The sequence below is a fragment of the Rhodovulum sp. ES.010 genome, from assembly GCF_900142935.1.
Lineage (GTDB): Bacteria > Pseudomonadota > Alphaproteobacteria > Rhodobacterales > Rhodobacteraceae > Rhodovulum.
The window spans coordinates 3,425,955-3,439,283 of the sequence record NZ_FSRS01000001.1; the positions used below are offsets into that span (position 1 = coordinate 3,425,955).

14 protein-coding genes, 1 tRNA gene and 3 pseudogenes are annotated in these 13,329 nt (G+C 69.0%); 5 read left to right on the forward strand and 13 right to left on the reverse strand.

Annotation, left to right across the window (positions count from 1 at the left end):
• Window positions 1-12 precede the first annotated feature (12 nt).
• Window positions 13-633, reverse strand: coding sequence for a hypothetical protein (locus tag BUR28_RS20220; protein WP_175566972.1), 621 nt, complete (start codon window positions 631-633; stop codon window positions 13-15).
• On the opposite strand from BUR28_RS20220, the gene BUR28_RS20225 reads away from it, so the two are divergent.
• The 3 genes and pseudogenes from BUR28_RS20225 to BUR28_RS20650 form a co-directional block, all read left to right on the forward strand.
• Window positions 623-955 (forward strand): hypothetical protein, encoded by a 333-nt coding sequence (locus BUR28_RS20225; RefSeq protein ID WP_175566973.1) that lies wholly within the window; start codon window positions 623-625, stop codon window positions 953-955. The genes BUR28_RS20220 and BUR28_RS20225 overlap by 11 nt on opposite strands.
• Window positions 956-985: 30 nt before the next feature.
• Window positions 986-1,603 (forward strand): exopolysaccharide biosynthesis protein, encoded by a 618-nt coding sequence (locus BUR28_RS16930; RefSeq protein ID WP_074221189.1) that lies wholly within the window; start codon window positions 986-988, stop codon window positions 1,601-1,603.
• A gap of 101 nt (window positions 1,604-1,704) precedes the next feature.
• A pseudogene (locus tag BUR28_RS20650) lies at window positions 1,705-1,949 on the forward strand (integrase); the annotation flags it as partial.
• A 139-nt stretch (window positions 1,950-2,088) separates the two neighbouring features.
• Here BUR28_RS20650 and BUR28_RS16940 read toward each other — a convergent pair.
• The 8 genes and pseudogenes from BUR28_RS16940 to BUR28_RS16975 all read right to left on the reverse strand — a co-directional run.
• Window positions 2,089-2,513, reverse strand: a pseudogene (locus tag BUR28_RS16940) (transposase); the annotation flags it as partial.
• 119 nt (window positions 2,514-2,632) lie between these two features.
• Window positions 2,633-2,707 (reverse strand) — tRNA-Gln (locus BUR28_RS16945).
• Window positions 2,708-2,797: 90 nt separating this feature from the next.
• Window positions 2,798-3,631, reverse strand: a complete 834-nt coding sequence (gene kdsA, locus BUR28_RS16950) for a 3-deoxy-8-phosphooctulonate synthase (protein ID WP_074221190.1) — start codon at window positions 3,629-3,631, stop codon at window positions 2,798-2,800.
• Between the two features lies 1 nt (window position 3,632).
• Window positions 3,633-5,264, reverse strand: a complete 1,632-nt coding sequence (locus BUR28_RS20230) for a KpsE/RkpR family capsule polysaccharide export protein (protein ID WP_083626701.1) — start codon at window positions 5,262-5,264, stop codon at window positions 3,633-3,635.
• Window positions 5,248-5,907, reverse strand: coding sequence for an ABC transporter ATP-binding protein (locus tag BUR28_RS16960; protein WP_074221192.1), 660 nt, complete (start codon window positions 5,905-5,907; stop codon window positions 5,248-5,250). Before BUR28_RS16960 ends, BUR28_RS20230 begins: the two co-directional genes overlap by 17 nt.
• 168 nt (window positions 5,908-6,075) lie before the next feature.
• Window positions 6,076-7,353 carry a Na+/H+ antiporter NhaA gene (locus tag BUR28_RS16965; protein ID WP_074221193.1) on the reverse strand — a complete coding sequence of 426 codons (1,278 nt, stop codon included), beginning with the start codon at window positions 7,351-7,353 and terminating at the stop codon, window positions 6,076-6,078.
• A gap of 77 nt (window positions 7,354-7,430) precedes the next feature.
• Window positions 7,431-8,477 carry a permease gene (locus BUR28_RS16970; RefSeq protein ID WP_074221194.1) on the reverse strand — a complete coding sequence of 349 codons (1,047 nt, stop codon included), beginning with the start codon at window positions 8,475-8,477 and terminating at the stop codon, window positions 7,431-7,433.
• The gene (locus tag BUR28_RS16975) at window positions 8,470-8,814 is read right to left on the reverse strand and encodes an ArsR/SmtB family transcription factor (protein ID WP_074221195.1); all 345 of its coding nucleotides are present in this window, start codon (window positions 8,812-8,814) and stop codon (window positions 8,470-8,472) included. The genes BUR28_RS16970 and BUR28_RS16975 overlap by 8 nt, the downstream gene beginning before the upstream one ends.
• Before the next feature lie 79 nt (window positions 8,815-8,893).
• Between BUR28_RS16975 and BUR28_RS16980 the strand changes: the two genes are divergently transcribed.
• Both BUR28_RS16980 and BUR28_RS16985 read left to right on the forward strand, forming a co-directional pair.
• Window positions 8,894-9,502: a uracil-DNA glycosylase family protein gene (locus BUR28_RS16980; RefSeq protein WP_074221196.1), complete on the forward strand. Its 609-nt coding sequence runs from the start codon at window positions 8,894-8,896 to the stop codon at window positions 9,500-9,502.
• Complete coding sequence (locus tag BUR28_RS16985) at window positions 9,499-10,281, forward strand: SseB family protein (protein WP_074221197.1); 783 nt, start codon at window positions 9,499-9,501, stop codon at window positions 10,279-10,281. Before BUR28_RS16980 ends, BUR28_RS16985 begins: the two co-directional genes overlap by 4 nt.
• Before the next feature lie 98 nt (window positions 10,282-10,379).
• Here the strand turns inward: BUR28_RS16985 and BUR28_RS20485 are convergent, their stop codons facing one another.
• From BUR28_RS20485 to BUR28_RS19670, 4 genes and pseudogenes are all read right to left on the reverse strand, one after another.
• Window positions 10,380-10,985, reverse strand: coding sequence for an IS630 family transposase (locus BUR28_RS20485; RefSeq protein WP_139307605.1), 606 nt, complete (start codon window positions 10,983-10,985; stop codon window positions 10,380-10,382).
• Complete coding sequence (locus BUR28_RS20490) at window positions 10,972-11,337, reverse strand: helix-turn-helix domain-containing protein (protein WP_074218878.1); 366 nt, start codon at window positions 11,335-11,337, stop codon at window positions 10,972-10,974. Before BUR28_RS20490 ends, BUR28_RS20485 begins: the two co-directional genes overlap by 14 nt.
• 193 nt (window positions 11,338-11,530) lie before the next feature.
• A pseudogene (locus BUR28_RS17000) lies at window positions 11,531-12,712 on the reverse strand (IS5 family transposase).
• 352 nt (window positions 12,713-13,064) lie between these two features.
• Entirely contained in the window at window positions 13,065-13,325 is a 261-nt protein-coding gene (locus BUR28_RS19670; RefSeq protein WP_074221199.1) for a BA14K family protein, read from the reverse strand.
• Window positions 13,326-13,329: the final 4 nt, after the last annotated feature.

Genomic DNA, 13,329 nt, shown 5'->3' on the forward strand with positions numbered 1-13,329 from the left:
CTGCGATCGCGATCATCGACGGGGCGGTCGTCCGCTATGTACCTCTCCTGCCAATGACGATCGGGAAACTGGCCGGGATGGCGGCGTAAAATCCAGCCAGTCCCGATAATGCATCGATTGGGTGCAAGGGCCACGCGCCTTCCGGGATGCTCTGCTGTTACGGTCGTGTTTCGAGAGCGTGATCTGGCCCTGGTCGTCGACGGCCTTCTGCGCGGTGTCTTCGCCCTCGTCATCGACCGTGCCGTTGAGGTTCATGCTCTCGACCCAGCTCAGGATCGCCTCGAACCGGTGCATGATGAAGCTGTCCTTGCGGTTGGCGTCGTCGCGGGTCAGCGTCGGGTAGGTCAGCCAGATCGGCACCGGCCGGAACGGCATGTAGACGCGCGGCGCGGCGATCTCGGGCAGGCCGGCCTCGACCTGCCCCTCCAGATGCGCGCGCACCGCCCGTTCGATATCGACTTCCGCCGGCGGCAGGATCGGGCGCTTCCGCGCGGTGGCGTTGGCCGCGATGGCCGCAAGGTCGCGCACGGCCGCGGTTTCGGCCGGCTCCGGCAGATCGGTGAGCGCGGCCACCGCGGCGAGCCAGAGACAGGCCGCCCGGCTCAGCCGGATTTCGGGGAAGGTGTCGATCACCGGCGGAAGGCGCCGGCGCTGGCCGTCGAAACGGGGGAGGTATCCCGAGGCGCTCCGCGATCGCAACAGAACCGCGCTCGAGGCCCTCGCCTCCGAGGAACAGGAGAACAAGGACGGCCGCCACGAGCAGGAGGTCGTAGAGCATCGAAGATCCTGTTGTTCTGCAAGCGTGCCCGCTGACCCGGCGTCGGCGCGGCCATCCCTCGAATCCGGGTTTTGGTTCAAGAAAACGGACGGCTGGCAGAGACTTGCGCTGAAATTCTCGCTGTTTGTTCTTCGCCAGAGCCTGCCCTGCGATTGCAAAAGCCGGCGCGCGACATGATATCCGTGATACCGATGTGAAAGGAGTTTGATGAAGCGCGAAGATGGAACACGACGACGGCCGTCTCTGTCGCTGCCGATCCTGCGAACCTCCCGAAGCCAGCACAGGGCGGGCACGCTGACCGTCGGCAACCTGCTGACCGAGCTTGGCGAGACATCATTCGGCTGGGCCATCGTGGTCTTTTCGTTACTCACGCTGCTCCCGCTGCCGCCCGGATCATCGTTGATCACGGCCTTGCCCCTTCTCGTGACGACGGGTCAGATGGCGCTCGGCTATCCGCATGTGAAGCTGCCGGGGCGGCTTGCACGCCTGCGGCTCGATCAATCCAAACTGCGACGGACTGTTTTGGGCCTGAGGCCCGTCACGCGCAGGCTCGAGCGCGTGCTGACACCGCGCTATGCGCTGCTCTTTGCACGCCGAAACGACCGAGTGCTTGGTCTCGCACTGTTCGTGATCGCCTTCGCGCTGTTCCTGCCGGTGCCACTCAGCGGCTGGTTCCCTGCCATCTCGCTCTTCGTGTTCGGTGTCGGGCTTGTAGAGCGGGATGGTCTTGTCGCTGCGATTGGCCTGATCTTCGGCGGCGCCTCCGTGCTCCTGACCGCAGGGATTCTGACCTCTCTCGCTGCAGGAGCGGAGGCCATGATCTGATGGCCGAGTATGGACCCGATGCAAGGACGTTCAGCGACCCAGGATCAGGACTTCGGTAACGGGGCGGCGCCCCAGATGACGCCGCCCGTGGTTGGTGCAAGGAACGCCTGCACATCTCGACCCGGCAATGCGCCCGGCTCGCGCGGGACTGTGTTCGTTTCATCGGGCTGGGCCCACCTGCTATGGCACGCATTCCATGCGCCGGTCCAAGGTCGCCCGGATCTACCGGAAGACGGGCAACCCGCGGGCCGTGCAACTCCTGCTCGGCCACACCAGGATGGACAGCACCGTCCGCTACCTCGGCGTCGATCTGGCGGACGCGCTGGCGATCTCGGAAAGCGTCGAGAACTGCAGGGGACGGGCCGCCCTCACAGGTGGCGCGAACCGGCCATTCGTGCATGGCGCAGCATTTGTCGCGATTGATGGGCAGCCGTGCAGATCGGGTGGATGGACTCTGTTGCACAAATCGGGTGATGGCCGAGGTTACTGTCGATCAGCAGGGGCGGTGGTCCCTTGGAGCCACGATGCGGGATGTTCACGGCCAGCGTCTTCTGGCGGTGCGAGAGCGTACTGAAGTCGGGCACCGACCAGCCAGGCCCGACCAGACGCAACAAGCTTTCAACAAACCCGGTCGTCTGCCGCAGTGCCATCCCGAACTTGCCCGGGGCGCCGCCGGTTCAGGGCCGAAACAGGCCACTGGCCTGTTTCCGGGACGCCCGTCACCCTTCATCGTCATGCAGATCTGGATGGCGGTATCGCTGTAGGTCTGCTGTCGGCCACGCCGGCCTGTCGGCGCCGCGTCCCAGCTCATCTCGGGATCGACCCAGATCGTCAGTGAGCCGCGGCGCTTGAGCGCTTCGTTGTAGGCCGGCCAGTTCCTGATCTTGTAGGCGGGGGCGGGGCTGCTCATGTCTTCCAGCTACCACGCTGGATTCACGAGATGAATCCCCCACGCAATTTCTGCAACGGAACCGGGACCGGTGTCGGACTGTCCCTTGCCGTTCTATACCAGTGGCTTCGTGAGAGAATTGGCTGGGGTGGTAGGATTCGAACCTACGATACACGGTACCAAAAACCGCTGCCTTACCACTTGGCTACACCCCAACGGTGCGCGCGTAGATACGCCGGGCGCGCGCCGGCTTCAAGCCCCATCGGGCGAAAAATCGCACCGTGCCGCGCCGGCGTGGGGCCGCGTCACGGTGCCAGCGGATTGGCCTTCGCCAGCCGGTCGAAGGCCATCAGCGTCGCGACCAGCGCGGGCATCTCGGCGAGCGGCACCATGTTGGGACCGTCCGAGGGGGCGGTGTCCGGGGCCTCGTGCGTCTCGATGAAGACCGCCGCGATCCCCAGCGCCACCGCCGCGCGCGCCATCACGGGGGCGAATTCGCGCTGCCCGCCGCTGGCGCCGCCCAGGCCGCCGGGTTGCTGGACCGAGTGGGTCGCGTCCATCACCACCGGGTAGCCGGTGCGCGCCATGATCGGCAGCGCGCGCATGTCGGCCACCAGCGCGTTGTAGCCGAACGAGGTGCCGCGCTCGGTGAGCAGGAGGCGGCTGTTGCCCGTGGCCTCGACCTTGGAGATCACGTTCGCCATGTCCCAGGGCGCGAGGAACTGGCCCTTCTTGACGTTGATCGCGGCGCCGGTCTCGCCGGCGGCGAGCAGCAGGTCGGTCTGGCGGCACAGGAAGGCCGGGATTTGCAGGATGTCGACGGCCCGGGCCGCGGGGGCGCATTGTTCGGGCGCGTGCACGTCGGTCAGCACCGGGACGCCCAGGCTTTCGCGCAACGTGGCCAGGATCTCCAGCCCCTTGTCCATGCCGACCCCGCGCCGGCCCGAGAGCGAGGTGCGGTTCGCCTTGTCGAAACTCGCCTTGAACACGTAGCCCGCGCCCGCCGCGTCGCACGCGGTTTTCATCTCGCGGCCGATCGCCAGGGCGTGGTCCAGGCTTTCCAGCTGGCAGGGCCCCGCGATGACGGTCAGCGGGCGGCCGTTTCCGACGGTGAGCCCGCCGATATGCACGTCTTTCATGTCAGGCAGAGACCTGTTCGCGGAGGATCGAGAGCGTCAGCGAGACCATCAGGTAGATGCCGCCGAAGATCAAGAGCGCGAGCGCGGTGTTCTCGAAGGCGCGGGGATAGGTCGCCTCGTCGGGGGCGACGGGGCTGACCCCGAGCGAAAGGTATCGCACCTGCCGGTTCGCCTCGATGCGCGCGGTCTCCAGTTGCTGCAGGCCCTGCTGGAGCAGAAGCTGGCGGTTGGCGAGATCGGCCTCGGCGATGCGCAGTTCGGCCGAGATGCGGGCGAGCGACTCGCCGCGCGTGCCGTCCTCGGTCATCGAGGCGCGCAGGCTCGCCACCAGATCCTCGAGCCGCTGCATCTCGCCCTCGACGCCACGCACCCTGGCCTCGTTCGGGCGGGGATTGTCCATCAGTTGCAGGAGTTGCAGCCGTTTTTCGCGAAGCTGGGTCTCGAAGGTCGCGATCTGGCCCATCAGCGCCCTGGTCTCGCTGGCCGGGTCGATCACGCCCAGCTTTTCCTGCAGCGCCAGAACGCGTTGCTGCGCCTCCGCGACGCGGGCCTCGGCCTCGGTGTAGCTTTGCCGCGCCCCGGCCATCTGGTCCTCGCGCAGCCGCGTCGTCATCCCGTCGATGCGCTGCTCGGCATAGGAGATCAGCGCCTCGGAGAAGGACGCGCTCGTCGCCGGGTCGGCGGCGCGCACCTCCATCCTGAGGATGCCCTCGGTCGGGTCGTAGCCGATCTTGACCGCCTTCTTGTACAGCTTGTACGCGGCCTCGTTCGAGGCGTCGGTGGCCAGCCTCTGGATCGGGTCGATGTGCGCCTGGCTGAAATGCGTGCGGAAGCCGAGGTCGGAGTCGAGCCGGAGCATCGCGTCGCGCGATTGCAGGTAACTCTGGACGTTGATCGAATCCTGCTGCGCCGCGAGGCCGGCGCCCTGGAACAGGCTGCCGAGCCCGCCGCCGGCCTGGCCGTCGGCCTGCTGGATGACGAATTCGGAATTGGTGGCGTAGATCGGCGTGGCGAGCTTGAAGTAGTAGAGGCCCGCGATGGCGGTGGGCAACAGAACGAAGGCGGCCAGCCGCGCCAACATCATCGCGAGGGAGCGGCGCCGGCGCCGGGCGATGTCGCGCTGGATCTCGCGCACCTCGCGCAGCCGCGTCTCGCCGGGGGTGTTGGCGGGCCGTGCCGGCATGCCGCCGCCCGCGGGCATCGTGCGCGGCAGCTGGATTTGGCGCGGCGCGCCCCCGCCGTCCGCGACCTCGTTGCGGGCGATTTCCAGCATGTTGGCCCGCTGGAACGGATCGATGCCCTGCCCGCGCAAGAGCCGCACGGCGTCGTGGTCCGAGGCGGGGCTCAGCCCGTGCTTCTGGGCGACGCGGCGGGCCATGCGCAGCTGGCGTCCGGTCAGTTCCTCGGCGCGGATCGCCGCGATTTCCTGTTCGGGGGTCGCCGGTTCGCGGGGGGCGTGCTGGGGGGGCGTGGGCGCAGCGGCCGCCGGCGCCGCGGGGCGCGGCTCCGCAGCGGCGTTGGCGACGGGTTTGGGGCCGAAACCGTCCCCGGCGCCGGCCGCGGCGGACGGCCGGGCCGGTTGCGCCGCCGCAGCGCTGCGCCGGATGCGATACTTCTTAGCCGTTGGATTCATAGTCATAAAGCTGTCTTGCCTCGTCCAGGCTGTCGAACATCACGAGTTGGCCTTCCGTAAGCACCGCCGCGGAGCGGCAGAACTTTTCCAGCGTCGCGGGCTGGTGCGAGACGATCACCACCGTCGTGTCCTCCAGCCGTTCGCGCAGGATCGCGCCCGCCTTCCGGTTGAACTCGACATCGGTGGTGGACGGCATGCCTTCATCTATGAGGTAGATGTCGAAATTGAGCGCGAGCATCAGCGAGAAGCTGAAGCGCGCGCGCATGCCCTGGCTGTAGGTGCCGATCGGCATGTCGTAGTATTCCTCGATGCCGCACAGCCAGCGCGAGAACGCCTCGACATAGTCGGGATCGAGCCCGTAGAGCCGCGCGATGTAGCGGGCGTTCTCGGTTCCGGTGTGGCGGTTCACGACACCGCCCATGAAGCCCAGCGGGAAGGAAATGCGGCAATTGCGCCGGATTTTTCCCTCTTCGGGCTTCTCCAGGCCGGCCATCATGTTGATCAGCGTCGTCTTGCCTGTGCCGTTGGGGGCGAGGATGCCCAACGAATTGCCAAGCTCCACCCGGAAGGAGGCCCGGTCCAGGATCACCTTGCGCTGCTTCCCCGTCCAGAAGCTCTTGCTGACATCGATGAATTCCAGCATTGCCTGCCCGTTCCGCGTGCGCGCCTCGTCGCCATCTTGCCGTTGAACCTTTGTTTCCAGGCTGGAACCTAACGGCGATTTGCGGCGATATTATGGTCGGTGCCGGCTCTTCGCGACGCGAGAGCGCAACGGGGCAGAACATATGGACGTGCCGGCCGCGCGGCCGCGTCAGGCGGGGCGCCTGTTCACCTTCATCAGGCGGGCGGCGGCCAGGGCGACGGGGGCGGCCGCGAGGCTGAACAGCGTGCCGAGCCGGGCCGCGCCCTGCAGGTCCACCGCCTCCAGCGTCGCGCCGCCCGAGAAGGCCGCCCCGGCGATGACGAGCGGCACGGTGAAGCCGACGCCCGCGACGCAGCCGAGGATGACGAGATCGGACAGGCGCATGCCCCGCGGCAGGCCCAGCCGCAGGACACGCGCGGCGAGCCAGCCGAACAGCGTCACGCCCAGGGGCTTGCCGATCACGAGTCCCGCCAGCACCAGCCAGGTCGGCGCGGCGATGGCCGAGACCTCGGCGCCCGCGTTGCACAGCCCGAACAGGAACAGGGCGGCCCCGGCGGGGCGCCTGAGCAGCGCCTCGGCCCGGTTCAGCAGGTCCGACAGATAGCGCTCGGCCTCGGCGAAAAGGCCGAAGGCGCGGTCGGCATGGGGGATCGCCGGGATCACCGGCAACAGCCCCAGCGCCGGCGGCAGGCCCGCCTGCTGGACGCCGAACCAGCTCGCCGCGCCCGCCGCCGCGTAGGGCCAGAGGCCAAGCCGCCGCCGCATCCTGGTCGAATTGGGGCGCATCCGCTTGCCCCGGTCGAGCCGCCGGGGCAGCCAGTTGAACAGCACGAAGGCGCCCGCGCCGGCCCCCGCGGACAGCAGAAGCCACCCGGGGGCAAGGCCGGCCGGCGGGTAGGCGACCGCCAGGATCGCCAGCGCCGCCGCATCGTCGGCGATGGCGAGCAGCAGCAGAAACCGCAGCGCCGGATGCCCCGCGCCGAACACCATCCGCCCCACCGCATAGGCCAGGGCGATGTCGGTCGCGACGGGAATGGCCCAGCCGCCGGCCAGCACGTCGTAGGTGTCCGGGCCCGTCAGCGCGGCGAGGCCCAGATAGACCGCCGCCGGCGCCAGCATGCCGCCCGCGGCCGCGACAAGCGGCGTCGCGGCCTTGCGCCCCCGGAGCGCGCCGCGGTCCAGCACGAGCGCCTCCCAAAGTTCCTTGGCCATCACCGCGAAGAAGAGCGCCATGGCCACGTCGTTGACCAGGTATCGCAGCGTCAGTCGGCGCGCGACGCCGTCGTCCGCCTCATAGGCGTGACCGATCACGAAATCCTCGACGAGGACGGCCTCGACGAAGTCGTGATAGGAGGGCGGGTGCAGGTTGGCCCAGACAAGCGCCACGCAGGCGCCCGCGATCAGCAGGCCCGCGTAGGTCGTCACGAACTCCCGGACGCGGTACATGGCCCGCGATGCTCCCCCGCTGCGTCACGCCTTGGCTAGCGCAAGCGGGGCAGGGCGGCAAGCGGGCGCCCGTGCGGTCAGGCGATGGCCCCCCAGGCCAGCCCCGCCAGCACCGCGCCGAGGCTCGCGAAGCCGATATAGCCGGCGAAGACCCTGGGGCGGACCAGCGCCCAGACGGCCACGGCGGCGGGGATGCAGCTCACGCCCCCCGCGATCACGAAGGACATCGCCGCGCCGTCGCTCATCCCCTGGCGCAGCAGGCTGTCGACCAGCGGCACCGCGGCGTAGCCGTTCAGATAGGCCGGCCCGCCCACCAGCGCGCCCAGCAGCACCGGTTTCAGCCCCTCGCCGCCCAGCACCGCGGCCACCGCCTCGGCGGGGATGTATTCCAGCATCAAGGCCTCGATCATGTAGGCGAGCAGCAGCCACTTGCCGAGGAACAGCGCGTTTTCCAGCGCCGCCTCGCGGAAACTGGCGCGGCGCGGGGCCTCGGACCAGAACCGCCAGACCGGGCGCCCCTCGAAGGCGGGCCCGCTGCCACAGCCGCAGCCGCCCGCGCCGCAGGCCGATTTCCGCGGCCGGAGCGGGTCGGCAAAGACCCTGCTGTCGGCCAGCGCATAGGTCAGAAACCCGCCCATCATGCCGATGAAAATCGCCGACACCGTCTTGGCCACGGCGAAATCGGTGCCCAGCGTCCCGGCGGTGATCAGGAACATCGCCGGGTCCATCAGCGGCGAGGCCAGCCAGAAAGCCATCACCGCGGCCAGCGGCGCGCCGACGGCCAGAAGGGCGGCGATGAACGGAATCACCTCGCAGGAGCAGAACGGCGACAGCCCGCCCAGGAGCGCGGCCAGCACAATCATCCGCACGGTCCGGCCCTCGAAGGCGCGCGCCAGGAGCGTCTCCGCCCCGGTGGCCTTCAGATAGGCGACCGCCAGAACCGCGAAGACGATGAAGGGTGCGGTATGGCCCAGCGCCCCCAGCGCGAAGCGTACGGTCGGCCAGACCTGGGCCGGATCGAACAGCCCCAGCACCGCCGGCAGCAGCAGGATCGCCAGCCACGCCTTGTCGATCCGCCGCCACAGCGCGGGCAGGCGGGCCGGGGATTGCGTCAGGTCAGCCATGATCGTGCTCCGCATGGGGGGCCGCGGCATCGGCGCAGCATTCCGACAGAAGGAAATCCGACAGCGCCCGCATCTCCGGGTAGGCGGCTGCGGCACAGATGATCGACCGGCCGCGCCGCTCCTGCGAGACCAGCCCGGCCTGGGCCAGCACCCGCACATGATGGGTCAGCGTCGAGCCGGTGACACCCGCCCGCGCCCCCAGCTCGCCGATCGACAGCCCCTCGGGCCCCGCGCGCACCAGCGTTTTCAGCACCGACAGGCGATGCTCCGAGCCGAGCGCGGCAAAGGCCGTGGCCATGCGCGTGAGGGTGAGATCCGGGTCGGGCCGCGTGTTCATGCATGGACATTACTAGAAATATCGAAATGAGTGCAAGCCTCCATTTGCGCCCGCCGGCGAATGGCCCTAGATCGGGGCCATGACCGCCACCCCCCGGATCGGCCCCCTGCGCGACGAGATCGCCGCCTGCCGCCTCTGCGCCGGCCGGTTCGCGGCCACCGCGACGGCCCACGCGCCGCGCCCGGTGCCGTGGTTCGCGCCCGGCGCCCGCATCCTCGTCTGCGGCCAGGCGCCGGGAATGCGCGTCCACGAGGAAGGGCGGCCCTTCTTCGACCCCTCGGGCGACCGGCTGCGCGCGTGGATGGGGATCGACGCCGCCACCTTCTACGACCTCGCCCGCATCGCGGTGCTGCCCATGGCGTTCTGCTTCCCCGGCTACGATGCGAAGGGCGCGGACCTGCCCCCGCCGCGCCTCTGCGCCGACACCTGGCACGCCGGCGTGATGCGCGCCCTCGGCCCGGTGCCGCTGACCCTGCTGATCGGCGGCTACGCGCAGAAATGGCATCTCGGCCCGGCGGCACGGCCCGGCGTCACCGCCACCGTGGCGGCCTGGCGCGACCACGCCCCCGACGTCTTCCCGCTGCCGCACCCGTCCTGGCGCAACACCGCCTGGCTGAAACGCAACCCCTGGTTCGAGGCCGAGCTCGTCCCCGCCCTCCGGACCCGTGTCGCCGAGGTTCTGCAATGACCGAGCCCACGCCCCTCGACCGCGCCCACGCCGCCATGGCCGCCGCGCCCGACGACCCCGCGGCCCGGCTGCGCTACCTGGGCCTTCTCGCGGCCAGCGAACTGGTCCTGCTGCTCGACCGCGAGGCCGAGGAGGACCGGATCGTGCCGGCGGTGTTCCCGCTCGACGAGGGGCGCTTCGTGCTCGCCTTCGACCGCGAGACCCGCCTGACCGCGTTCACCGGCGCGCCCGCGCCCTATGCCGCGATGCCGGGCCGCGCGCTGGCGGACCTGCTGGCCGGGCAGGGGCTCGGGCTCGCGGTCAATCCCGGCGCGGCGGCGCATGACCTGCTGCCGCCCGATGCGGTGGCCTGGTGGGCCGAGACGCTCGCCCCGGCCCCCGCGCCCCTCCAGCTGGACCCCGAAGCGCTGACCGCGCCGGGCGCGCTGCCCGAAGCGCTGCTTGCCGCGCTCGACTGCCATCTCGCCAAGGCGGGCGCCCTGGCCCCCCGCGCCTGGCTCGCCGGGATCCGCTACGCGGGCGGCGGCAGCGGCCTGCTGCTCGCCTTCGAGGAGGCCCGCCCCGGCGCCGAGGCCGCGCTCGCCCGGCTGGTCGCCGAGGCGCTGCGCTTCAGCGGGCTCGAGGCCGGCGCGCTCGACGTCACCTTCATCGCCAGGGACGGCAAGCTCGCCGGCGCGCTGGCGCGCCGCGGCCTGCGGATCGACCTTGCCGCCCCGGGCCCAGCCGCCGCCGCGCCACGGCCGGCCCGCGCCGCCGACGCGCCGCCGCGGCTGCGCTGACCGGCCGCTTCTTCTTGGCCCAAATACTCCCGCCGGAGGCGCCGCGCGCGCCAGCGCGCGGCCACCTCGAGCCGGCGGGCGGCTAGAGCGCGTCGCATTTAATCGGCCTCATAGCCGGCCACCTTGAAGTAGTTGTAGCATTCTTGGTCTGAGAAGAGGTCGCAGACATGGCCGACGGCCGCCCAAAGTTGATCGTAGGTTCGCGCGGCTGCCTTCCTTATGAGCGACTTCAGCTTTGAGAACGCCATTTCGATGGGGTTCAGGTCCGGGCTGTAAGGCGGCAAGAACAGGAACCAGGTGCCAATCGCACGCAGGGACGCCGCTGCGGCCGGGGCCTTATGGCTCGACAGGTTGTCGAGAATGACAACGTCGCCTTTGCGCAGCGTCGGCCCCAGCTGGGTTTCGATGTAGAGGGCGAACATCTCGGCGTTCATCGCCCCGTCGATGATCCATGGTGCGTCGAGCCGGTCGTGGCGCAGGGCCGCGACGAAGGTCTGGGTGCGCCAATGTCCGAACGGCGCGTGATCGACGAGGCGCTGCCCGAACGGGGCCCAGCCGGTCGTCTTGGCCATGTTGGTTTTGACCGAGGTCTCGTCCACAAAGGCCAGCCGGTCCAGATGGTTGGCCATGAAGGGCTGGCGTTTCGCGATCCAGATGCGCCGCAGATCGGCGACATCCTTGCGCTTCTGCTCAAGCGCCTGCAGGTCTTTTTTCGTGCGTCAGACCAAGCCCGCGCAGCACCCGCCAGATCGTGCCGCGATGGACCTCGATGCCATGGGTTTCGGCCAGCTCAACGGCCAATTCATCGAGCGTGATCTCGCCCTTGGCGGCGACGCGGGCTTCGATCCAGCCGGTCACGCCCGCAAGCTTGCCGTGCCCGCCGCCATTGCCTTGGGGCCGGGGCTTGAGTGATCCGGTCTCGCGACGCAGTTTGATCAGCTCGTTCACGAACTTCGGCGATACCCGGAAGTGCCGTGCCGCTTCGCGATGCCCATGACCTTCGTCCACGAACGCGACGACACGCTCGCGTAGCTCTATCGGATGTGGTTTGCCCATCTATGACCCCCATATCTACCTCAAAGAGACGGAATCACATCACGGCCAATCTGGGAATCCTGAATCCGAAAGCCGGCGACACGCTCTAGCAGGCCGCTGAAATTCTCTTGCGGCCGGACGGATTTCCCTGACCCTCACCCGTGAGGCCGGCGTCGTCTGTTCTGTGTGCTTGGTCTCGGCCCTGCCTTTGGCGTCAGGCGGCCAGCAGCTTCGGCAGTCTGGCGAGGTTGCAGGCGGCCATGGTGAAGGTGAAGCGGGCGGCGACGCGGTCGAGGCCGCGGTATACGGTCTGGGCCATGCCGCCGACGGTCTTGGCCCAGCCGAAGGGCTCTTCGATCTTCTTGCGGCGCGTCTGGGACAGGGCGTAGCCGGGGTGGCGGGTGGTTCTGCCGTCGATGGCGGAGTGTCGGGCCTTCTGGGCGACATGCGGCGTGACGTGGGCCTGTCGCAGATCGGCGACGAAATCTGCGCTGTCGTAGCCCTTGTCGGCGCCCAGCGTGAGGCGGCGGGTCGAGCCGGGGGAATGGCGGTGGATCATGTCGAGCGCGGCGCGGCGTTCGGCATGGCCATCGGCGCGGGTCAGGTCGGCCTAGACGACGAAGCCATTGCGGTTTTCCATCAGCGCATGCCCCATGTAACAGAGCAGCGCGCCCGTCCCCTGCGACTTGCGGAACAGCCGCGCGTCGGGGTCGGTGATCGAGGCATGGGTGGCGTTGGAGCGCTTCTCGCCGCGGAAGTCGACTTCGGCGTTGCGGTGGCGGCGGCTGGGGCTGGGCATCGGGACGGTCTCGGCTTCGGGCTGGGCAGGGGCGGTGTCGGGGCTGGTATCCTGATCGGTGTCCCCCGGCGGGTCACCCGGCCCGTCCGCGCCGGGCGGGCTGCCCTCGGTCTTCGGCTGGAAGCTCTTCATGGAAGCCCAGGCCTTGATCAGCGTGCCGTCCACCGAGAAGTGCTCGTCTGACAGCAGCGGTGCGACCTCCCGGTGAGCCAGGATCGCGCCCATCACCTTGCGCGCCATGTCGGTGGTCAGCAGCCGGTCACGGTTCTTCGTGAAGACGGTGGGGACCCAGACCGCGTCGTCGATCCCCAGGCCCACGAACCAGCGGAACATGAGGTTGTAATCCATCTGCTCCATCAACTGCCGCTCCGAGCGTACCGAGAACAGGATCTGTAGAAGGCTCGCCCGGATCAGCCGCTCCGGCGGGATCGAGGGCCGGCCCTCCGGGGCGTAGAGCGTCTCGAACTCGGCATCGAGGCTGGCCAAAGCCTCGTTCACGACCCGCCGGATCTGCCGCAACGGATGCCGCGCCGGGATCCGCGCCTCGATGTCAACATAGCTGAACAGCGACCCGCTCGTCTCGTCCGCGCCCCGCATCCCAACCCCTCCGGCAACCGCCCAAGGGGTGAATCACGTCCCTCAACCGACGTCCAGAGCGAGGTTTTTCAGCAGCCTGCTAGCAGCCATCTATCTCGATCATCGACGCGGCAGTGCGCCTTGTCAAGAACGGCCATTCGCCGCAGTCACATGAACGGCCCTCTGCTGATGGTCCAGTGCGCCAAAGCTTTTGCCGTTCTTCGTTTCCCTGATCGGCGGCGGCAGCCCCAAGTGGACGGTAGTGCCGATGTCTCCGGAAAACTCTGACGACGGACAGTCGTCGTTCCCCGAGGGACGCACTGCAATACGGGGGCAGTCTTTCATCTCCGTTGTCCGCTCTGGACTGGCCTGATCAGTCCGCTCCGCCTGTTCCAGCGCCATACGGCGAGACGCATTCGCGGCGCAGTTTATTGTCGGTGAGGAAGGTGTTTGTCCCGACATCGTAGGTGTCGTACCGACCAAGGCACCACGCGGCATGAAGCGACTGCGGCGGCTCTTCCGTGGGGCCGGGCGGATCTTCGCCGAGGCTCTGTAGCGGCAGGTAATCTTCCTGCGGCGCCGGCGCCGCGTTCTGCTCGAATCCGAGTGCCACGCTGCCGAGACCGGGAAGCATCAGA